The sequence below is a fragment of the Bacillus sp. 204(2023) genome, from assembly GCF_037027505.1.
Classification (GTDB): domain Bacteria; phylum Bacillota; class Bacilli; order Bacillales; family Bacillaceae; genus Bacillus; species Bacillus subtilis.
In genome coordinates this window covers 72,218-94,499 of the sequence record NZ_JAXCHE010000001.1, presented here as the reverse complement: position 1 = coordinate 94,499, position 22,282 = coordinate 72,218, and the positions used below count along the sequence as shown (strand labels likewise).

Below are 22,282 nucleotides of genomic sequence, written 5' to 3'. Positions count from 1 at the left end.
AAAATAGACGTAAAGGTCACTGGCAAATCTTAATTTGATTCCTGGAACAAGTTTTGCATTTTCTTTCTGAAGATGAACGGCAATGAGATAAACACGATATACAAAGCGAGCACCATAAAGAAAGCGGGCAGATTGCCAGCCAAAAAGCTCGCACCCAGCACATTAAGCGCAATCGTCCCAGGGATGATTCCCACAGCCGTTGCGGCAAAATACGGCAGCGCTTTGACATTGGAAAGGCCTGCCGCATAGCTGACGAAATCAAAATTGATCGGCAGGATTCTCAAAAGAAAAATATAGAAAAATCCGTTATCCTCCATTTGCTTCTGAATGGCTTCAAGCCTTTCGTAATGCCCGTTCTTTTTCGCCGAAAACAAACCGGCCGCAAAAAACGAAACAGCTGAAGCGCACATCGAACCGAATAACGTATAAAGCGTGCCGAGAAGCGGGCCAAACGCAAGTCCGCCAGCTATTGAAATAACAGACACCGGAAATAAAACAAGTGGCCTTACGATGGATATCCCGATAAACATCAGAGGTGCAAAGACTCCGAACGACAATACCCATACCCTGATTTCTTTCGGCGATACATTCAAATACGTTTTATTTCCCCAATAGAGTAAACCAGCACCTGCAAGCACTGCCAGCCATTTGACAGCCGTTTTTCGTTTCATACCCTCAGTTCCTTCCCCTTTGAACCGCAGCAGTTACGGATGGCGGCGGTTTTCTCCGTCAAGGCGGATCGGAGCAGCCAAATATAATATCCGCTCCATTAATCTTGCTGCTTTTACTTCTTCCTTTTCCCCCCTTTGCGAATACGTAAAATGATGCTTCAGCTCGTCAGGTGAGAAATTAGAAGAAAAGAACGTTGGCAGCTGCTGGGACATTCTGTGCTGAAGCACCGTTCCGATGACTTCATCCCTTACCCAGCTTGTCATTGATTCTGCTCCGATGTCATCAAGCATCAATACGGGTGTGGTCTTTACCATATTGAGCTTCTCTTCCAATGTCTGGTCTTGCAGCGAATTTTTAAGCTCTCTCACAAATTCAGGCACATAGACAATCATGGAGGAGTACTCTTTTTCCGCCAGCTCATTGGCAATTGCAGCGAGCATAAACGTTTTTCCTACCCCAAATTTCCCGTATAAATATAATCCTTTCCCTTTTCCCGTCTCATTATAGCTTTTCAGGAAGTCTGTAACATGCTGAAACATCGCGAGCCTGCTCGGGTCACTGATATCAACTTGCTGGAACGTCGCTCCGAGAAGATCCTGCTGGATATACATGCTTTTCATAAGAGACTTTTGTTTCTTCTGCTGGTCGAGCTTCCGTTTGACTGGACATTCATAATACTCGATATCAATAGACCGCCCATTGACAACAAGCTTCGGATGGTAGCCCTCCAACAAATTGTTGCAGTTTTCATCTTCCGAACAATAGGAGCAATTCTTGCTTTGTTCAATATATTCATAAAGCTTATTTAAGCTCTTTTCGATCATTTTTTGGTCAATCATTTCTTCGTTTTCCTTCAAAAACGCTTGAACATCTTGATCTTTCATGACTTTTTCCTTCATTTGTTCAAGACGTTTTTGGAAATCCGGCCTGCCGGTTACGCCCTGCAGAGAACGGCCGATTGGTTCCATCTATTCCTTCACCTCGCATCTCTGTCTTTAATAGGCAGAGTATTTTTTCAGTTTTTGCATTTCTTCCATCATCTTTTTCTTCTGTTCTTCCAAATCCTGCGGATGCAGCTTCTGCTGTCCGGATTCTGAATCGGACGCTGTTTCCTTTTCTGTCATCCAATCAGGAAGCTTTTCTTCACGAATCACTTTTTGATTTCGTTTCGAAGACTTTGTTTTTCCTTCAGCCCATTCAAGATACTGGCGGTTTTCTTCTATTGCGAGCTTCATCGCTTCCCTGACCGTTTTTACCTTTTTGCGTGCCCAATGCGAAGCGATTTTTTGGATATAGTTTTTGGACAGCTTCATGTCGGTTTTCAGCATGACATAATAAATTAACACATTTGTGACGCCTGGCTCGAGCTTCTGTTCGAACATAATTTCTTCTATGATCTTCAAATCAGCTTTTGACGGCTCTGTTCCGTCAGCAATGTCCTGCAGAAGCTTCTTCGGGGAAATCGCCTCCAGCAATGCGATCAGCTTCCCATCCAAAGAATCCTCTTCTGCCGGTTTTTCGCCTTCACGCAGATGCACCGGCTGTGTTTTTTCCACCAAATCGGGCAGCTGTCCGTTTCTTTCAATTTGATACCAGTCGCTCGCCGCTTTTCTTAATGCCTCCGTCGTAATGACGTCACGCTCATCAATTGCGCTCATTACAACATTTTGCATTTGCAAAGGGTCAATTCCGTACAGATAAGAAAGCTTTTTGATTGTGTCCCGCACCTGCTGGGTCATCGCTTTTCTCGGTATCATCGTCTCAGAAAGTCCCGCTAAAAACAAATCAAAATCAAACACATCCTCCGTTATGGTGTAGGACGGAGACCGTCCGACAGAAGTATACTCGGTCCCCTCGGCAAGCCTTACCGTTTCCTCCATATCGGATGTGAGCTTCCATTCACTCGGCTGCAGCGATTCAAACGCATGATTAAACGGACGCGTAATGTCCTTCGCATCTTCTGAAATGGCCGGGTGCGTAAAAAATTGTTTTAATTGCTGATATTTCGTTTTTCCGACTCTATTATACAGAAAAACATTCAGCATTCCGTCTTCAAAAAATTCATTTGGTCTGAGCGGCGGAAGGAGTTCATATATAAAGAGGCGCTCCTGCCGCTCGGATTCTTTCATATATACTTTCAGCAATCCGATGCCCTCGAGCTTCCCCTGTTCCTGATGGATCGTTTTTAAGTTGGACTGTGTCATCCCCATCAGCTGTCTATGTGTGGACTCTCCGCCCCACAGACGGTTTTGTTCAAGCTCTCCCCACAATGTCATATAAAGAGAGAATGCAACAGGGCCGATTAAGGGCTGGTACAGTTGTGTAATAATTTGTCTGTCAATATCCTGCAGCATCGATCTGCTTTTAACCACATACGGGTCTACAGGCAGTACATCTTTCCAATAGTCAGCCATACATTCTCAAACCTTCCGAATTTGTTTCTACCTTTCATTTTACACCGTTTCTTATATCTATCAAATGCCAATTTTGCACATGAGAAAAGAGCTAGAAGAATCCTCTTAGCTCTTTTAACGCTCTTTCTTTATTAAGTCTTTTAATTCATCGATAAAGACGTTTATATCTTTAAACTGCCGATAGACGGACGCGAACCGCACATATGCGACTTCGTCAATCTTAGCCAGCCGGTCCATGACCATTTCTCCGACGAGCTCACTCTTCACCTCGGAGCAGCCTTGATTGCGAAGTTCTTTTTCAATATCAAAGCACATGTCTTCAAGCGTTTTGAGTGAAACAGGCCTTTTTTCACATGCTTTTATGAGCCCGCGCAGCATTTTTTCTCTGCTGAATTCCTCACGCACACCTTCTTTTTTCACGACGATGAGCGGGGTTTCCTCCACTTTCTCAAAGGTCGTAAACCGGTAGTGGCAGGATTCGCACTCGCGTCTTCGGCGAATCGACTTTCCGTCATCCACAGGCCGTGAATCAAGGACTCGTGTTCCGTTATGCTGGCATGAAGGACATTTCAATAAAATCAGCTCCCAACTATATCGTTCCCTGCAATGTATTTTCGGCAGCCTCCGCCTTTTAAAAATAGATGTGACAGCATCTGTCGGGAGAGCCGTTGTTAAATTTGTTTCTATAGCATTAGGTGGTTTGTGAAAATCTCCTTCTTATTTTACAAAAAAAATGAAAAAAGAAAAAGCTGACACTCTCGTTTCTTTATAAAAATAAAAGGAGCATAAGCTAAAAAGCGCATAATGGCTTTCTAGCTTCAGCTCCCTTTGTGTTCGCAATTTACTTTATAGTACTTTCGCTTGCGCCTGTTTAATTTGCACAGGCCCCATTCCTCTTGGTATTTCAATGTTTTCTCTTGTATCAGCATGTAATGCCTCTGCAATGTAATCAGCAGCGACATTAGGATCTAAGTCTCCACAAGTATAAACATCAATGCTCGCATATCCGTGCTCAGGAAAACTGTGAATCGTTAAGTGTGATTCAGAAATAATCACAACTCCGCTTACGCCTTGCGGTGCAAATTTGTGAAATGCAACCTCGCGCACCTCAGCACCTGATTTTAGAGCAGCATTTACAAACGTTTTTTCAATAAAATCCATGTCATTCAGCTTATCAAAATCGCATCCCCATAGCTCGGAGATAACGTGACGCCCCATTGTTTCCATAGTCATGGACCCCCCTTAACAAGAATTAAAAAGTGAAATTCCAACAACTGGGTCGGCCATTTACCACGGGGGAAAGTTAGTCCGGAGAGGTCCTAACCCTTTAAGTAATTCCGAAACAGTCTCAAGCAAGAAGTTCACGAAAAATAGTATACTGTGTTTAAGTCTAATTTGCAAGGTGCGTTTTTTCAGAAATATGTTGTTAAGGGTTTTTTCTTTAAAATGTGTCCATGACCTTATTTTATACAGCAGAAGGATGTTTCATTCGTGCCGCTACATGGCGGATCAGATCAACAACTCTGCAGGAGTAGCCCCATTCGTTGTCATACCACGCCAGCACCTTTACTTTCCTGTCTTCCATTACCATTGTTGTAAGCCCGTCAATGACCGCTGAATGCGGATTCGTATTATAATCAGTCGAAACGAGCGGTTCATCTGAGTAATCAAGTACACCGTACATCGACGTTTTGGCAGCGCGTTTAAATGCCTCGTTTACTTCTTCAGCCGTAACATCCGTTTTCAGATCAACAACGAGATCAACCAATGAGACGTTCGGAACAGGGACACGCAAGGCGAGGCCGTGAAGTTTTCCTTTCAGATGCGGCAGCACAAGCGAAAGCGCCTTTGCCGCTCCTGTTGTCGTCGGAATGATGGATTCACCGCAAGCCCGCGCCCGACGCAAATCTTTGTGCGGGTTATCAATATTTTTTTGGTCATTTGTATACGCATGAACTGTAGTCATCAGACCGCTCTCAATGCCAAACTCTTCATCCAGCACTTTTACAACAGGCGCAAGGCAGTTTGTCGTGCATGACGCATTTGAAATAATGACGTGGCGCTCAGCGTCAAATTGGTCCTCATTTACGCCCATCACAATGGTAACGTCTTCATTTTTTCCCGGAGCGGTCAAAATCACTTTTTTTGCGCCTGCTTCTATATGGCCCATCGCTTTATCTTTAGCATTAAACTTCCCTGTTGCTTCGACGACTATGTCAATATCATATTCCCGCCAAGGCAGCTGTTTTGGATCACGGCTGTTTAACAAAAGCACTTTCTTTCCATTTACGATCAGGCTGTCTTCACCAGCCACAACTTCTTTGTCGTATCTGCCGTGAATTGTGTCATACTTTATTAAATGAGCCAGCGTTTCTGCGGAATAGCTGGCGTTAATGGCCACTATTTGAATTTGATCGTCTAACATCGCTTTTCTAAAAACCATTCTTCCGATTCTTCCAAACCCGTTGATCGCTACTTTTACCTTCATGTTGGACACCCCTTATCAATTATGCCATCCTAATTTGTTGCTATCTAAAATTAGTATAACACATTAAAACGAATTCGCCAGTACATATTGATAAAAATCAACGATTATAACGCTAATTTATGATGCATCTTATGTTTTCTTGCACAGAATATCAGGCGTAAGAACCAAAAAGCAGCCAGCGCTCCGCACTGACTGCCCTCATGCTTTATGATTCCTGTTTTAACTTATCATTGAGCACACTTTCTTCTAGCACAGAAAATGTATCCCCGTACACTCTGTTAATATGATTCGCTCCCCAAGCACACAGCATATCTAAAATTCCTTCTAAGCTGCGGCCGTATTCGCTGAGCTCATATTCCACTTTGGGAGGAACTTGATTATATACGATTCGTTTAATGACACCGTCCGCTTCCAGCTCGCGCAGCTGCTGAGTCAGCATTTTTTGCGTGATGTTGGGCATTAGGCGTTTTAATTCGCTTGTGCGTTTTTTTCCGTGCGTCAGATGGCATAAAATGACGCATTTCCATTTCCCTCCAATCACTTCAAGAGTCGCTTCAACAGAAATGTTATATTTTTTCTTCTCCATACAATCCATTCTCCTCACAGGCACCAAAAAGTGACTATAGCACTTCAAAGTACGTACTTTTATTTCTTAACGATATGTTTCATAATCACATTTGCCAGCTGATTTGAATCTGCTCTTTTTTATTTATATAGCTTACTCGGCAGAATTTCAATCATACAACACATCTTACAAAGGAGGAACATCATGACTTCAGCCAAAAGCAGTATTCCTGCACTACTGGCTTTGGCCGTAAGTGCATTCGCAATAGGGACAACTGAATTTATCAGTGTCGGCCTTTTGCCGCTCATTGCTGATGACCTGCATATTCCAGTCACGACAGCAGGATTAACCGTTTCCCTTTATGCGCTCGGCGTTACATTTGGGGCACCTATATTAACTTCATTGACCTCAAGCATGTCACGTAAGACACTATTGCTTTGGATCATGTTTATTTTTATTGCCGGTAATACGATGGCAGCAACCGCTTCAAGCATCGGGATTTTACTAGCAGCACGTGTGATATCGGCATTTTCGCACGGTGTGTTTATGTCGATCGGTTCGACAATCGCAGCGGATATTGTCCCGGAGGATAAAAGGGCTAGCGCGATTTCAATTATGTTTACCGGCCTCACTGTGGCAACTGTAACCGGAGTTCCTTTTGGGACATTTATCGGCCAGCAGTTCGGCTGGCGTTTCGCCTTTATGGTCATTATCGCCGTCGGAATCATTGCTTTCATTACAAATGGCATTCTTGTACCGTCCAAATTACGAAAAGGGACGAAAACAACGATGCGGGATCAATTGAAGCTTGTGACAAACAGCCGGTTATTGCTTTTATTTGTCATTACAGCGCTTGGATACGGAGGAACATTCGTTGTGTTCACGTATCTGTCTCCCCTGCTTCAGGAAGTAACAGGCTTCAAAGCCGGGACTGTTGCAGTGATTCTGCTCGGATACGGAATAGCTATCGCGATCGGCAATATGATTGGCGGAAAGCTGTCAAACCGAAATCCGATTGCCGCTTTATTCTATATGTTTATCGTACAAGCAATCGTTCTATTCGTACTGACATTTACAGCCCCCTATCAAGCAGCAGGGCTCATTACCATTCTCTGTATGGGATTGCTGGCCTTTATGAACGTGCCTGGCCTTCAGGTGTATGTCGTCATGCTGGCTGAGCGTTTTGTCCCGAGTGCAGTTGACGTCGCATCCGCAATGAATATCGCTGCCTTTAATGCAGGAATCGCGCTTGGGTCATACCTTGGCGGTGTGATCACCGATTCAATCGGATTGATTCATACCGCTTGGATAGGCGGATTAATGGTGGTCGGTGCAGTCATTTTAACAGGCTGGAGCCGCTTAATGGAAAAACGAGATCGGCAGGAAGCCTGACAATTTTAAAGGAGGAAATGAACATGACAACACATTTACAAGCAAAAGCAACACTTCATAATGGGGTAGAAATGCCTTGGTTCGGCCTCGGCGTGTTCCAAGTGGAAGAAGGATCTGAACTGGTAAACGCAGTTAAAACTGCCATTGTTCACGGGTACCGCAGTATTGATACTGCAGCTATCTATGGAAATGAAGCTGGAGTCGGAGAAGGGATTCGGGAAGGCATTGAAAAAGCAGGCATTTCAAGAGAGGATCTGTTTATTACATCGAAAGTATGGAATGCGGATTTAGGCTACGAAGAAACACTCGCCGCATTTGAAACAAGCCTGTCCAAACTCGGTCTGGATTATTTGGATCTATACCTCATCCACTGGCCTGTAGAAGGAAAGTATAAAGAAGCTTGGAGAGCACTTGAAACGCTGTATAAAGAAGGCCGTATCAAAGCGATTGGCGTAAGCAACTTCCAAATTCACCATCTTGAAGATCTGATGACGGCAGCTGAAATCAAGCCTATGATTAACCAAGTGGAATTTCACCCGCGCCTCACACAAAAAGAGTTGATAAGATACTGCCAAAATCAGGGCATCCAAATGGAGGCTTGGTCACCTTTAATGCAGGGACAGCTTCTGGATCATCCTGTATTGGCTGACATCGCTCAAACATATAACAAATCTGTCGCACAAATTATCTTGCGCTGGGATCTGCAGCATGGCATCATTACGATTCCTAAATCAACGAAGGAACACCGAATTAAAGAAAACGCAAGCGTATTTGACTTTGAATTAACGCAGGATGACATGAACCGAATCGATGCACTGAATGAAAACTTGCGCGTCGGTCCTGATCCGGACAACTTTGATTTTTAATGGCAAAAAAACACCGTTCAATATGAACGGTGTTTTTTTGTATTATGCCCAGCTGTTCATGATTTCATCAAGCTGCCTTTTGGTCTCTTCAAGCGTGCCGCTGTTATCAATGACTTGATCTGCTCTTGCTGTTTTTTCCTCTAAGGGCATTTGAGAGCGGATACGGCTGACTGCTTCTTCTTCCGTCAGCTGATTGCGCTTCATCAGACGTTCCAGTTGAAGCTCTTTTGTCACACTGACCACAATAATTTTATCAACCAATGATTCCAATTTGCTTTCGAACAATAGCGGGATATCCAATACAACAAATGCCTCCCGATTTGCAACGGCTTCATCACGGCGATTGAGCATTTCCTGCCTGACTGCGGGATGAACAATTGCATTTAAAGCGAGACGTTTTTGTTCATTTGTAAATACCAGCGCTCCAAGCTTTTTTCTATCTATATCGCCATTTGAGAGCAGTACGTCTTCACCAAATTCGTCAATGATTTGCCGGTAGGCCGGCATCCCTTTTTCTACCGCTTGTTTTGCAATGATATCTGCATCTATAACTGTTATTCCTTTTTCAATCAGCATATTGGCTACCGTGCTTTTGCCGCTAGCTATTCCTCCCGTTAAACCAATGACTAAGGTCAAGAGATCCACTCCTTTTTACAATTTCCAGAGCCCAATCGTGATTAATAGAAGCCCCGGCAAAAACGCCATTTTATCGATCCATTTCCACTTAGACAGAAAATGGCCGGCATTGATTCCAATTGATACAAACAGCGAGCTCATGATTGCCACGGCGATGCTCATCACAATCGGTGAAAAACCGAGAATGGCTGCGCCTATACCTGCTCCAAAGGCATCAATCGATAAGGCAAATCCCAATAAGACCGCCTCAATTCCGTTGATCACACCCGATTTGTCGATATCCGCACTCATGGGTTTTCTCAAAATATGAATCACAATCCCTAATGACCGAACCTCTAAATTAAGCAGCGTTTTTTCATGCAATAGGTATTCTTTATCTTTTGCCGGTTTGAAGAATTGGTACAGAACCCACGCACCGATTCCAACCAATATCAAACCGCCAAGCTTCTCCGTCACATATACAGGAAAAAACTTCGTGAGAAAGCTTCCGATCAGCATGGATATAAACATGACAGCACCGGAACAGCAGGCGATAACCAAAATCGCTTTAAACGGTATTTTCATTTTTCTCAATCCGTACGTAAATCCGACTGAAAAACTGTCCAAGCTGACAGCCAACGCCAGCAGCAGTATAGAAACCATTTGCATATCCGTTTCTTCCTTTCTGTTGGTGCTCTTGTATCAGATGTGAAATGCCCGGGATTCATCACAATCATATATATGGGAAAGTGAAAAATCCGTGTTTCGAAAATGGCATCCTCCATTACAGAGTTACTGATATATGCACCGACAGCTTGGACGATGAAGCATTATGCTACTTTTTTTTCTGGCACTTTGCGCAAAAATGCGTGCCTCTTCCTCCAACGACAATTTTCGAAATCATCGTTCCGCAATTTTTGCATGGCTCGTCTTTTTTTCCGTACACAAAATGCTGCAGCTGGAACATTCCGATTTCCCCTTGGGAGTTGATATATGAACGGACTGTGCTTCCGCCCGCATCAATCGCCTCCTGCAGAGTGTTTTTGATTTCAGCGTGAAGGGTTTTGATTGTTTTATCTGATAATTGATTTGCTTTTGTCTCGGGATGGACACCCGCTCTGAAAAGAGCCTCATCCACATAAATGTTCCCTAGTCCAACTACCGTTTTTTGATCCAGTAGGGCAGTTTTGACAGCGCGGTTTGTTTTCGTAAGCCGTTCTTTTAAATACGCACTTGTAAATTCTTCTGCATCCGGCTCCGGCCCTAACTGAGAAAGCGGGAGCTCGCCCGCTTCTTCTCCCGGTTTAAATAAGTGCATGGTTCCAAATTTCCGCACATCCCTGTACCGAAGCTGGGTTCCATCCGTCATCGTGAATATGACATGCACGTGTTTATCGTCAGGCTCCTCGGCTTGATGAAGACCGTATTTTCCTTCCATTCGTAGGTGAGAAACCATAACATAATGATCTAAATGAAACAGTAAAAACTTTCCTCGTCTTCCGATGGACTGTATCGTTTCTCCTGCTAGTTTTCGCGCAAATTCCTCCGGTTCGGCAGGCCGTTTGATGATATTCGGCCATCTGATCTCTACCGATTTGATTGTTTTTCCCTTTACAAGCCCGGTCAGAGTGCGCCGGACCGTCTCAACCTCTGGTAATTCCGGCACATCCATCACTTCCTATCTCTGTTTATTTCGCATCGTACCAAGATGGGCCTGATGCAAAGTCCACCTTTAACGGCACATCTAATGCAAGCGCATGCTCCATCACTTCTGGAACAAGCTTTTCAAGAATTTCAATTTCTTCCTGCGGTGCCTCAAAAATCAATTCATCGTGTACTTGAAGCAGAAGCCTTGCTTTCAACTGTTTTTCTTTCAGCTTGGCAGCCATGTCAATCATGGCTTTTTTGATAATATCAGCGGCGCTTCCTTGAATCGGCGTATTCATGGCAGTCCGCTCCGCAAAACTTCGGATATTAAAGTTCCGGCTCGTCAGCTCAGGGATGTAGCGGCGGCGATGCATAAGCGTTGTTACGTATCCTTTTTGCTTCGCTTCCTGTACTGAATCTTCCATGTACGCTTTTACGCCTTGGAAGCTTTCCAGATAGCGGTCGATAAATGCTCCCGCTTCCTTCCGAGTAATGCCGAGGTTCTGTGACAGACCGTAATCGCTGATCCCGTAAACAATGCCAAAGTTGACCGCTTTCGCCTGGCGTCTCATCGCAGATGTCACTTCATCCTTAGCGACATGGAACACATCCATTGCCGTTTTCGTGTGAATATCCATATCATTTGTAAAAGCTTCGATCAGATTTTCATCCTTTGAAATATGGGCAAGCACCCGCAGCTCGATTTGTGAATAATCGGCTGCAAAAATGAGCCAGTCTTTTTCAGACGGCACAAAAGCTTGGCGAATTTTCCGCCCTTCCTCAAGCCTGATCGGAATGTTTTGCAGGTTCGGATCAGTCGAGCTGAGACGGCCAGTTTGCGTTAAGGCCTGGTTAAATCGCGTGTGCACTTTATGCGAATCCGGTCTCGTCACCTTTAAAAGCCCTTCGATATATGTTGATTGAAGCTTGCCAATTTGTCTGTACTGTAAAATATAGTCGACAATATCATGCTTGTCAGCCAGCTTTTCAAGCACATCGGCAGACGTAGAATAGCCTGTTTTCGTTTTCTTTACGACAGGAAGGCCGATCTTTTCAAATAAGATGACGCCTAGCTGTTTCGGAGAATTGATGTTAAACGGCTCTCCCGCAATCTCATGGATTTTTTCTTCGTATTCCTTCAGCTTCGCACCCAGTTCTTCACCCATCCGTTTTAAACGGTCAACATCGACCTTGACGCCAGTTGATTCCATTTCGCCGAGAATAAGCGCAAGAGGCATTTCCAGCTCTTCAAACAGTTCAAGCTGGTCGTTGTTTTCCAGCTCCTGAACGAGCTTTTCCCGAAGGCTTTGAATCGCTAACGCTTTTCGGCCAAGGTGCTCAGACAGTACGTCTTCTGACGGCACTGCTCGTTTTGCTCCTTTTCCATAAACTGATTCATCACTTGAAACGATATGCAGGCCGTAATCCTTAGCCACACTCGCAACGTCGTCATATGAATTGCCCGGGTTGATGATATAAGCCGCAAGGAGCGTATCAAACTCGGCTCCTTTCAGCTCAATGCCCTGCCAGCGCAAAGCGACAACAGCCCGCTTGCTGTCGAAGACCCATTTCTTCTGATCGTCATTTTCCACCCATTCTTTAAACACCTCAGACTCAACGGCAGTGTCTTTCGGAATGAAATAAGCTCCCGTTTCATTTACGATCGAAAATCCGAGGATCGGCTCTTCATGATAATTATCGCCAATCTGTTCAACGACAAATGCGGATGGAGAAACCAATATATCGCTTGTCACGTCTGTGACTGTTTTGACATTAATGTCTTCCAACGATTGATCCTGTTCTGCTTCTGCACTGTCTTCTCCAAGCCGTTCAAGAAGCGTGTTGAAGCCAAGATCTTTAAAGATGGCAATGACCTGTTCACGATTAAAGCCCTGATATTCCAGGCCGGAAACAGATACCTCAATCGGAGCATCCGTCATAATTGTCGCAAGCTCCTTGCTCATCAATGCCTGATCCTTAAACTCCTCAAGCTTTTCCTTCAATTTCTTTCCGCTCACCTCGTCAATGGACTCCAGCAGCTTTTCAACGGAATCAAATTGTTTTAAAAGCTTAATCGCAGTCTTTTCTCCGACGCCGGGCACACCCGGAATATTATCTGAGGAATCGCCCATCAGACCCTTCATGTCAATGATTTGTTCAGGCGTAAGCCCATATTTCTCTTTGACATGCTCCGGTGTGTAAAATTCAACATCGGTAATTCCCTTTCTCGTAATGGCAACTGTCGTTTTGTCCGTTGCCAGCTGGGTTAAATCCTTATCTCCTGAGAAAACCTTAACTTCAAATCCGTCTTTTTCAGCCGATTTGGCCAGTGTGCCGATAATATCATCCGCTTCATATTGTTCCAGTTCATAGCGGCTGATCTGGTAGGCATCCAGCAGCTCGCGGATAAACGGCATTTGTTCGGAAAGCTCAGGCGGGGTTTTCTGTCTGCCGCCTTTATATTCTTTAAATGTGCCGTGACGAAATGTTGTTTTCCCGGCATCAAACGCAACCAGCATGTGCGTCGGTTTTTCATCCTCAAGCATTTTCATCAAAATCATCGCAAAGCCGTATACAGCATTCGTATGAACACCTTTATCATTGCTTAACAGCGGCAATGCAAAAAACGCCCGGTAAGCCAGACTGTTTCCGTCTACAAGCACTAATTTTTTTCGTTCCGTCATTCAATTTCCTCCTAAGAAGCCTCAGGCTTCCATTCATCTCTTACATAGTCATTAGCTCCTCTTATTTTAACAAAGTTCAATTTGAAAGGAAAATACGTGAACTATAAGAGAAGACACAAAAAAGGACGGGAACACAAATAGGTTCCCGCCGTCAAAATTGGCTCCTTGGATGAAGGGGTTCTACTACATCCTACCAGCATAGGTTTAACAGTGCATGAAGATATTGTTAAACCTTTGTAAACATTAGTCGGACTTTTCAGCGGCCCGTTTCAGCGTCACGGTAAAGACAGTTCCCCGTCCAAGCTCGCTTGTGACATCAATTTTCCCTTCATGAGCCTCTATTAAATGCTTGACAATCGCAAGGCCGAGCCCTGTTCCGCCCGAATTCCTGCTTCTGTCTTTATCTACGCGGTAAAAGCGTTCAAAGATGCGCGGAATTTCTTCTTTCTGAATTCCGATTCCAGAATCGGCAATCTCAATCTGAATGTCTTTTTCTCTGGGCTTTACATTGATAGCCACGGAGCCCCCCTCAGGCGTGTAGGTTAATGCATTGTTTACGAGATTAAGAAATACCTGTTTCAGCCTGTACGGGTCACCAGATACATATTGAGGGTCTTTCGGGACATTCAGGTGCAAGGAGATGCCTTTCTCACCCGCCTTATGCTTCAGAAGCGTTTCAATCTCACCAAGCATTTTGGCCGGCTCAAACGTTTCGATACTGAGCGTGAAATTTTGCTGCTCGATTTTTGAGAGATCGAGCAAATCCTGAACCAAAGACTGAAGCCTTTCGCTTTCCTTAAGAATAATAGAGAGAAATTCAGAAAGCGCCTCTTTGTCTTCCATCGCCCCGTCCAATAACGTCTCCGTAAACCCTTTTATGGACGTAATCGGTGTTTTCAGCTCATGAGAAACATTGGCCACAAAATCCTTCCTCATCTGCTCTAATTTCTTCGTTTCCGTCATGTCATGGAAAACAAGCACAATTCCTTTCCATTCATCGTCCGGCCCCATAATCGGAACGCCGTCCACTTCAAAATAACGCCGTTCTATTTTGATCGGCAGTCTTAACAGTTTGCATTTCTTTGTCTCCGTCATAAAAATGTCTTCGACAAGCTGGATCACTTCTTCATGTTCAAATGCATCGTGATAAAGACGGCGCAGCATATGATTCGGATTGATATGAAACTGCTTGGCGTAAGATCTGTTTACGAGATTAATAAAGCCTCTTCCGTCGATCATAATCAGCCCGGAGCCAATGTTTTCAATGACTGTCAGCAGCCGATCCCGCTGCATTTCCTGCGTTCGCGTCATTTCCATCAGATCAATGGCAAGGCTGTTCATCGCATGTCCTAGCTTATCAGAACGCCTAATATAGCCGCCGTACGTCCGTGCATCGTAGTTGCCCTTAGAGAGTTCTGTGGCTACATTTGTCGCTGACTCAATTGACCTTTTATAACGTGAAGTCATGCTGGAATAAAAATAAACAATGACGATAAATGCGGTACAAAGACTGGCCGTCAGCATCCCCCACAATTCGCCTTTTAAGCCGTCGCTTTTTTCAGAGGCGGAAAGCAGCACATATCCTGTTTTTTCACCTTCGCTTCTAAGTGAAAGTCCGTAATAAAGCTTGTTATCTGTTGCTGACAGAATACCCTCATGGCCAGAAACAAGCGCCTGCACCTTTTGGGAATCAGCCGATCTCCCGTTTGACCCATACAGCACCTTGCCGTCTGTATCAATAACGGATGCGCTCACATCAAGCGCGCCGCCTGCATCTTTAATGATTTTCTCATTTGCTTGATTATTCAGATTGCCGGCATCAAGAAGCGAAGCCAAGTATTTTGCTTCTTTTTCAATGTGTTCTTCTGCTTTCCTTTGATCAGATGTTTCAAAAAGCTGCTGTAAAAACAGCCCGAGAACACAAAACACCAGAATCATACAGACAACGAATATAGAAAAAAGGCGCACACGGTATTTATTCATTCATTTTTGGCTCCTCCAGTTTATACCCCAATCCCCTAATCGTTTTAATGTAGATCGGTTTTTTGGTATTGTTTTCAATTTTGTCGCGAAGATGGCTGATGTGCACATCAACAATTCTCGTATCTCCGGCAAAATCATAATTCCAGACTGCGCTCAGCAGCAGGTCTCTTGTCAGAACTCTGCCTTTATGTCTGCCTAAATAGAGCAGCAGTTCGAATTCTTTCGGTGTCAGTTCAAGCTGACTTTCTTTAAAGTACGCTTCATAATGATCAGGCAGGATTTTCAGATCGCCAATTACGATCTGGCCTTCCATTTCATCATTCTTCATCTCACTAGAGGGCGCAGCCATTTCCGAACGCCTTAAAATCGCTTTTACTCTCGCATTTACTTCCCTTGGACTGAACGGCTTGGTCATATAATCATCAGCACCGAGCTCAAGCCCTAATACTTTGTCGAATTCCTCATCCTTCGCTGTCAGCATTAAAATGGGAAACAGCAGTTTTTGCTGTCTCAGCTGCTTGCATACTTCGATTCCGTCCAATTTTGGAAGCATCACATCAAGCACAATCAAATCAGGCTTCTCTGTTTCCGCTTTTTTGAGTGCTTCTTCCCCATCCGAGGCGGTAATGACATCATAGCCTGACCGTTCCAAATTGTACTGTAAAAGAGTAACAATAGATTCTTCATCATCCACAACTAAAATTTTCTTGTTCATGCTGTGCCTCCAGTATTATAATTCCCCGACATCCTATTTCTCTATTTTATGTCATCTTAACATGTTTCATGATTTTATTTTAGCGAAAGCAGGACATTCCGACAATTCGCCTTTTACATCATTTTTAAAAGAAATATAGATGTCAATGATAACGCTTTCATTTATAGTAAAAAGAGAAAGGCTGTATTAAGCAAGCCTTTCTCTCTTTTTATTAGGATAATACTTTCATGACATTTTTGACAGATTCAACTGATTTATTCAGCTGCGCTCTTTCATAGTCTGTCAGTTCAAGTTCAATGATTTGCTCAAGACCGTTGCCGCCTACAATTGTAGGAACACCAAGGTAGATGCCTTCATAGCCGTATTCCCCTTCAAGATAAGCAATTGTAGGAAGGACGCGGCGCTGATCTTTCAAGATCGCTTCGACCATTTCTGTCAGAGAAGCCGCAGGCGCATAATACGCGCTTCCGTTTCCAAGAAGATTCACGATTTCGCCTCCGCCTTTTCTAGTGCGCTCCACAATTGCGTCAATCCGTTCTTTCGGAATAAGAGTTTCAAGCGGGATACCGCCAGCATAAGAATAACGCACAAGCGGCACCATATCGTCACCGTGTCCGCCGAGTACGAAACCAGTCACATCTTTCACTGACAGGTTTAATTCCTCTGCCACAAATGTTCTGAATCTTGCCGTATCAAGCACACCGGACTGGCCGATTACACGCTCTTTAGGGAAGCCTGATTCTTTGTACACCGCGTATGTCATTGCATCAACAGGATTTGTCAGCACCACAATAATAGAGTCAGGAGAATATTTCACGATTTCCCGCGTAACGCTTCTCATAATCTTTTCGTTTGTAGAGACCAGATCATCTCTGCTCATACCAGGTTTTCTTGCGATACCGGCTGTAATGACAACAATGTCAGAGCCAGCTGTATCCTCGTAATTGGATGTTCCCGTAATTTTTGCGTCAAAGCCTTGAACCGGGCTTGCTTCAAGCATATCAAGCGCTTTTCCCTTTGTCGGGTTCTCCAATTGCGGAATGTCAACAAGAACAACGTCTGCCAGCTCTTTTTGAGCGATTAAAAATGCAGTTGTAGCTCCGGTAAAACCTGCTCCGATAACAGAAACTTTTTTACGAGTATTTCCCATGTCTCTCTTCTCCTTTATGGCTAGTTTTAGGCTTTTTCCTTGCTTAGTCCATGTTTTTGATCAGTTCTTCTCCGAACTCTGAACATTTCACTTCAGTCGCGCCGTCCATTAATCTAGCAAAATCGTAAGTTACGACTTTAGAAGCGATTGTTTTTTCCATAGATTTGATAACCAAATCAGCCGCTTCGTTCCATCCTAAATGCTCAAGAAGCAGAACGCCTGAAAGAATAACCGAAGATGGGTTTACTTTATCAAGGCCTGCATATTTAGGAGCCGTTCCGTGCGTCGCCTCGAAAATAGCATGTCCTGTTTCGTAGTTGATGTTCGCTCCAGGAGCAATGCCGATTCCGCCGACTTGCGCAGCAAGAGCATCAGAAATGTAATCTCCGTTCAAGTTCATTGTCGCAACGACATCAAACTCGTTTGGACGCGTTAAGATCTGCTGAAGGAAAATGTCAGCAATGCTGTCTTTGATAATGATTTTTCCTGCTGCTTCCGCTTCGCTTTGCGCTTTGTTGGCAGCGTCTTTTCCTTCTTCTTCAGCAATGCGGTCATATTGAGCCCATGTGAAGACTTTATCTCCGTATTCTTTTTCAGCAAGTTCATAGCCCCAGTTTTTGAAGGCGCCTTCTGTGAACTTCATGATGTTTCCTTTGTGAACAAGCGTTACAGATTTGCGGCCATGCTCGATCGCATAATCAATGGCAGCTCTAACCAAGCGGCTTGTTCCTTCTTCTGAAACAGGCTTAATGCCGATACCTGATGTCTCAGGGAAACGGATTTTGTTGACGTTTAACTCATTTTGAAGGAAGCTGATAAGCTTTTGCACTTCTTCAGAGCCTTTTGCATACTCGATGCCTGCGTAAATATCTTCTGTATTTTCACGGAAGATGACCATATCAGTATCTTCAGGGCGTTTTACCGGTGACGGCACTCCAGTAAAGTATCTTACAGGTCTTAAGCAGACGAATAGGTCAAGCTCTTGTCTGAGCGCTACGTTCAAAGAACGGATACCGCCGCCGACAGGTGTCGTTAACGGGCCTTTAATCGCGATGAAATATTCGCGGATCACATCTAATGTTTCAGCAGGGAGCCACTCACCTGTTTTATTATAAGCCTTTTCTCCGGCGTAAACTTCTTTCCATGTAATTTTCTTTTCGCCTTTGTATGCTTTTTCTACTGCTGCTTCCAAAACCTTCGAAGCCGCGTTCCAAATATCAGGACCGGTTCCGTCTCCTTCGATAAATGGGATAATCGGGTTGTTTGGTACGTTTAATACTCCGTTAGAGACTGTAATTTTTTCACCTTGTGCCACAATAAAAACCTCCCAGTATGTAATTCATATTTAGAAAACATTTTATTTTTCTTATATAGAAAACAAAATGATTTTTCCCAACATTCAATTTAAAGTGTAACCCAATTTTGATGTTCTGAACAAGAGGCTAACCTCATTGACGCAAGCCAGCCTCCAATGGTTCTTTAGGCTCTTTCTTCAATCGGAACGAATTTTTGTTTGTCAGGGCCTGTGTAATCTGCCCGCGGGCGGATCAGACGGTTGTTGTCATACTGCTCAAGAATATGAGCGAGCCAGCCGGACATTCTGCTTACAGCAAAAATCGGTGTAAACAAATCATGGTCAATACCGAGGCTGTGATATACAGAAGCCGAATAGAAATCAACGTTAGGCGGAAGCTTTTTCTCTGATGTGACGATGTCTTCTATACGAATCGACATCTCATACCATTTGCTTTCGCCTGTCAGGTTGGTCAGGCGCTTGCTCATTTCTTTCAGATGCTTCGCGCGCGGATCACCATGCTTATACACACGGTGGCCGAATCCCATGATTTTTTCTTTCTTTTCAAGTTTAGCGCGGATGTACGGCTCAGCATTTTCCACTTCACCGATTTCTGTCAGCATTTTCATAACGCCTTCATTCGCTCCGCCGTGAAGAGGCCCTTTCAGCGCGCCGATTGCTGCAGTAATGCCTGAATAGATGTCAGAAAGTGTTGCGACGCAGACCCTCGCTGTGAACGTTGACGCGTTCAGCTCATGGTCAGCATGTAAAATCAATGCTTTGTTGAAGGCTTCAACTTCAATTGGTGAAGGCTCTTCACCGTTTAATGTGTAAAGAAAATTCTCCGCAATACCGTAATCTTCTCTCGGTTCAACAGGCTCAAGACCCTTGCGAATTCTGGAAAACGCTGCAACCAGGCCAGGCACCTTTGCCTGAAGGCGGATCGCCTTTCTGTAGTTGGCTTCCGGGTTCATGGTATCAGCCTCGCTGTCAAGCAGGCCTAGTAATGAAATTGCTGTCCGAAGAGCAGCCATGGGATGAACATTTTCGAGGGAATAAGATTTGAAGTGCTCAATAATTTCTTGCGGAACGGCAGCTTCCTTTGCAAGCTGCTGCTTTAACTCTTCAAGCTCTTTTTTGTTTGGCAGCCTTAGATGCCAAAGCAAGTAGATGATTTCTTCAAAATTTGCATTCTCTGTCAAATCATCGATATCATACCCCACATATGTAAGGGTATCATCAATAATAGAACTAACAGATGATGTTGTTGCTACAACCCCTTCAAGACCGCGTGTCGCTGTCATATATAACATCTCCTTTTCAATAAATTTCCCCTTTAAGAGTGTTGTAAAAACATGAGGCTTACTTAAAAAGCACGATGCAAGTATTTCTCTCCCCCAAAAAGAAAATGCTTACATTTTACTGGCTGCTGGTACTAAAACTCTTTGCTTATGAAAGAACATAACAAATTCTTATAAGCTTATTTAAGTTTAAGCCTATTCTCATTATAAACAATAATCAGACATTTGTTAAATGTTTACCTATAATTTTTTTTTTCATTCTGTGATTTCCCCGAAAAAACGCCTTTATTTGCGGGTTTTTGCATACAAAAAAAAGCGGCTTTAAGGCCGCTTTTTTTTTATGAAGTGAACAGTTTTACGATCTGCATGGCTAAATAAGCAATCCCCGCTCCGATCAGCGGTCCCACCGCAACTCCTCCAAAAAGCGCGACTGCAAGAATGGTCCCGATCACGAGAGCAGTTGTAATATGCGGATCATTTTCAAGCAGGGTCAGGCCGTTTTTTGCAATCAGCGCCACTGCGATCCCCGCTCCAAGGGCGATCCATGCGTAGGAAGACCGCATTGCTTCTCCAAGCTGCTTAAATCCGATTTCTCCCGTGGCAATCGGGACAAGAACGGCGATGGTAATAATGGTCACACCCCAGTTAATGCCTTTTGACTGGATGGTCGGAAATAATTTCTGATCAAGCCCAACCATTTTGATGATCAAAAGGACGGATACAGCAAAGAGCAATGATTGGTTTTTTGCGATAAGTGCGATAGCCAAGAGTAAAATTAAAAATAAATTCGCTTGTGTAAACACATGCCATCCCTCCTTTAAGATGAATGTATTCATATTCAGCAACAGCGTGAATACATATAAAAAATAGGACATGCTGACGAGAGGAGGACCGTTTTCGTGAATCAATCTTATATCACTATTTTTTTCAGAACCCTCTTTGTCATATCAATGACCGCAGGGTCGATAGCTGCGGCCTATTATTCGTTTCCGTTAACTTATCCGTTCCTGATCGCCCTTATTCTTTCATCAGTGATTCATCCTGTTGTCGATTATTTGGACAAAGTGACAGGATTCCCCCGAACGATAAATGTTCTGAGCGTTCTTGCTTTTTTTCTGCTCGCAGCCTTCGGCGTCCTTACCATTCTGGTAGCCGAAATCGTAACGGGAACAGCCTATCTAGCAAAAACGCTGCCTCCGCATATCAGCACGTTTATTTCATATTGCGAAAAATTGTTTACAACACATATTCAGCCGCTCTATAACGAGTTAACTCTTTTGTTTCAAGAATTGGAAACGAACCAGCAGGCTTCCATCGTCACTCATATCCAGACACTCGGTGATTCTGCCGCTAAAAATGCCGGGCTCCTGCTGTCCCACATTCTAGAGATGATCCCGAGATTTTTCACTCTTCTTCCCAATACGGCGGCGGTTCTGATTTTTTCTCTTCTGGCAACCTTTTTTATGACAAAGGATTGGCACAAGCTGAAAGCCATGCTTGTTTTAATTCTGCCGGATCGTGTGACAGCTAACAGCAAAGCAATCAGCAGCGAATTAAAAAAAGCAATGACTGGTTTTATCAAAGCACAAGCCGTCCTCGTTTTCATCACGATGGTGATTGTATTTATCGGCCTTTCTCTCTTAAAGGTTGAACACGCCGCAACAATTGCTTTTTTAATCGGGCTTGTAGATCTTCTCCCTTACTTAGGTGCCGGCTCCGTATTTGTGCCCTGGATTTTGTATTTATCGATTACGGGCCAGCTGCCCCAAGCGATCGGAATTGGTATCCTGTACCTCGTCGTTCTTATTCAGCGGCAGCTGACAGAGCCCAAGATACTAAGTAAATCTATCGGGATCGATCCGCTGGCAACACTCATCGCCCTGTTTGCCGGCTTTAAATTATTCGGGTTTTTAGGACTGATTGCTGGACCGGCTGTACTCGTCATCATCCAAGCTTTCATCACAACAGGCGCATTAAAAGAAATATGGTCCTATATCACCGTTCAGCAAAAATAAAACGGCAGCCGTTTTTTCATGGCTGCCGTTTTTTATTTGATGATGATCCGCTTATTCTTCGACATTCCTCTCAGCCATTTGAACAGAATCGGCTTACACCAGCCGCGGGTAAACGGGATAAGAAGACAGGCGCCGGCCAAATCTGATAAAAAGCCCGGAAGCATCAGCAATAGACCGCCAATGAAAATGCACAGACCGTCAGCAATCGCTTCCCCCGGCATTTTGCCATATTGAAGATCACGCTGAACCTTATAATACACTTCGGTTCCTTGTTTTTTTGCAGCTGCTGCGCCGATAATGCCAGTCAGAATCATGAATAGAACTGTCGGTAAAATGCCAATCAGCTTGCCTAAAAATAGGAATATGCCGATTTCTATTGCCGGAAACACAATAAAAAGCAAAAACAAAAATCTCATATCCAAGCCCCCCACACGTGTAACACGTTCTGTTCAACAAAAGGCATGATAAAGAGAAAAGGAAG

At 44.0% G+C, this 22,282-nt stretch carries 20 protein-coding genes and 1 pseudogene; 3 read left to right on the top strand and 18 right to left on the bottom strand.

Annotated elements, in window-relative coordinates; translation table 11 throughout:
- Positions 1-29 precede the first annotated feature (29 nt).
- From WA279_RS00475 to WA279_RS00445, 7 genes are all read right to left on the bottom strand, one after another.
- A complete protein-coding gene (locus WA279_RS00475; protein WP_003229468.1) occupies positions 30-671 on the bottom strand; it encodes a TVP38/TMEM64 family protein in 642 nt (213 codons plus the stop codon).
- A 33-nt stretch (positions 672-704) separates the two neighbouring features.
- Positions 705-1,640, bottom strand: a complete 936-nt coding sequence (dnaI, locus tag WA279_RS00470; RefSeq protein ID WP_336153837.1) for a primosomal protein DnaI — start codon at positions 1,638-1,640, stop codon at positions 705-707.
- Between the two features lie 27 nt (positions 1,641-1,667).
- Complete coding sequence (gene dnaB / locus WA279_RS00465; protein ID WP_336153835.1) at positions 1,668-3,086, bottom strand: replication initiation membrane attachment protein DnaB; 1,419 nt, start codon at positions 3,084-3,086, stop codon at positions 1,668-1,670.
- A gap of 114 nt (positions 3,087-3,200) precedes the next feature.
- A complete protein-coding gene (nrdR, locus tag WA279_RS00460) occupies positions 3,201-3,659 on the bottom strand; it encodes a transcriptional regulator NrdR (protein WP_003223586.1) in 459 nt (152 codons plus the stop codon).
- Positions 3,660-3,932: 273 nt separating this feature from the next.
- Positions 3,933-4,313, bottom strand: a complete 381-nt coding sequence (gene speD, locus WA279_RS00455; RefSeq protein WP_003223584.1) for an adenosylmethionine decarboxylase — start codon at positions 4,311-4,313, stop codon at positions 3,933-3,935.
- A 238-nt stretch (positions 4,314-4,551) separates the two neighbouring features.
- The gene (locus WA279_RS00450) at positions 4,552-5,574 is read right to left on the bottom strand and encodes a glyceraldehyde-3-phosphate dehydrogenase (protein ID WP_072173604.1); all 1,023 of its coding nucleotides are present in this window, start codon (positions 5,572-5,574) and stop codon (positions 4,552-4,554) included.
- A gap of 205 nt (positions 5,575-5,779) precedes the next feature.
- Complete coding sequence (locus WA279_RS00445) at positions 5,780-6,160, bottom strand: winged helix-turn-helix transcriptional regulator (protein WP_021480292.1); 381 nt, start codon at positions 6,158-6,160, stop codon at positions 5,780-5,782.
- A gap of 183 nt (positions 6,161-6,343) precedes the next feature.
- On the opposite strand from WA279_RS00445, the gene WA279_RS00440 reads away from it, so the two are divergent.
- On the top strand, positions 6,344-7,531 hold the full coding sequence (locus tag WA279_RS00440) for an MFS transporter (RefSeq protein WP_072175322.1): 1,188 nt from the start codon (positions 6,344-6,346) through the stop codon (positions 7,529-7,531).
- 23 nt (positions 7,532-7,554) lie between these two features.
- Positions 7,555-8,397 (top strand): aldo/keto reductase YtbE, encoded by an 843-nt coding sequence (gene ytbE / locus WA279_RS00435; RefSeq protein WP_181217332.1) that lies wholly within the window; start codon positions 7,555-7,557, stop codon positions 8,395-8,397.
- A gap of 42 nt (positions 8,398-8,439) precedes the next feature.
- Here the strand turns inward: ytbE and coaE are convergent, their stop codons facing one another.
- From coaE to WA279_RS00385, 10 genes and pseudogenes are all read right to left on the bottom strand, one after another.
- Entirely contained in the window at positions 8,440-9,033 is a 594-nt protein-coding gene (gene coaE / locus WA279_RS00430; RefSeq protein ID WP_251187613.1) for a dephospho-CoA kinase, read from the bottom strand.
- Between the two features lie 15 nt (positions 9,034-9,048).
- Positions 9,049-9,699 (bottom strand): annotated as a pseudogene (gene ytaF / locus WA279_RS00425) (sporulation membrane protein YtaF); the annotation flags it as partial.
- A 148-nt stretch (positions 9,700-9,847) separates the two neighbouring features.
- On the bottom strand, positions 9,848-10,678 hold the full coding sequence (gene mutM / locus WA279_RS00420) for a DNA-formamidopyrimidine glycosylase (RefSeq protein WP_283933660.1): 831 nt from the start codon (positions 10,676-10,678) through the stop codon (positions 9,848-9,850).
- Between the two features lie 22 nt (positions 10,679-10,700).
- Entirely contained in the window at positions 10,701-13,343 is a 2,643-nt protein-coding gene (polA, locus tag WA279_RS00415; protein WP_336153825.1) for a DNA polymerase I, read from the bottom strand.
- Between the two features lie 243 nt (positions 13,344-13,586).
- Complete coding sequence (phoR, locus tag WA279_RS00410) at positions 13,587-15,326, bottom strand: sensory box histidine kinase PhoR (RefSeq protein ID WP_336153823.1); 1,740 nt, start codon at positions 15,324-15,326, stop codon at positions 13,587-13,589.
- Entirely contained in the window at positions 15,319-16,041 is a 723-nt protein-coding gene (gene phoP / locus WA279_RS00405) for a two-component system response regulator PhoP (protein WP_336153821.1), read from the bottom strand. The genes phoR and phoP overlap by 8 nt, the downstream gene beginning before the upstream one ends.
- Before the next feature lie 211 nt (positions 16,042-16,252).
- Positions 16,253-17,191 (bottom strand): malate dehydrogenase, encoded by a 939-nt coding sequence (gene mdh / locus WA279_RS00400; protein WP_003237775.1) that lies wholly within the window; start codon positions 17,189-17,191, stop codon positions 16,253-16,255.
- A 43-nt stretch (positions 17,192-17,234) separates the two neighbouring features.
- Positions 17,235-18,506 (bottom strand): NADP-dependent isocitrate dehydrogenase, encoded by a 1,272-nt coding sequence (gene icd / locus WA279_RS00395; protein ID WP_014477637.1) that lies wholly within the window; start codon positions 18,504-18,506, stop codon positions 17,235-17,237.
- Between the two features lie 164 nt (positions 18,507-18,670).
- Positions 18,671-19,789: a citrate synthase gene (gene citZ / locus WA279_RS00390; RefSeq protein ID WP_336153817.1), complete on the bottom strand. Its 1,119-nt coding sequence runs from the start codon at positions 19,787-19,789 to the stop codon at positions 18,671-18,673.
- A gap of 335 nt (positions 19,790-20,124) precedes the next feature.
- Entirely contained in the window at positions 20,125-20,589 is a 465-nt protein-coding gene (locus tag WA279_RS00385; RefSeq protein WP_336153815.1) for a DUF441 domain-containing protein, read from the bottom strand.
- 96 nt (positions 20,590-20,685) lie between these two features.
- Between WA279_RS00385 and ytvI the strand changes: the two genes are divergently transcribed.
- Positions 20,686-21,801: a sporulation integral membrane protein YtvI gene (gene ytvI, locus WA279_RS00380; protein WP_336153813.1), complete on the top strand. Its 1,116-nt coding sequence runs from the start codon at positions 20,686-20,688 to the stop codon at positions 21,799-21,801.
- Between the two features lie 32 nt (positions 21,802-21,833).
- On the opposite strand, the gene WA279_RS00375 is transcribed toward ytvI, so the two are convergent.
- Positions 21,834-22,217, bottom strand: coding sequence for an FxsA family protein (locus tag WA279_RS00375; protein ID WP_015251477.1), 384 nt, complete (start codon positions 22,215-22,217; stop codon positions 21,834-21,836).
- Positions 22,218-22,282: the final 65 nt, after the last annotated feature.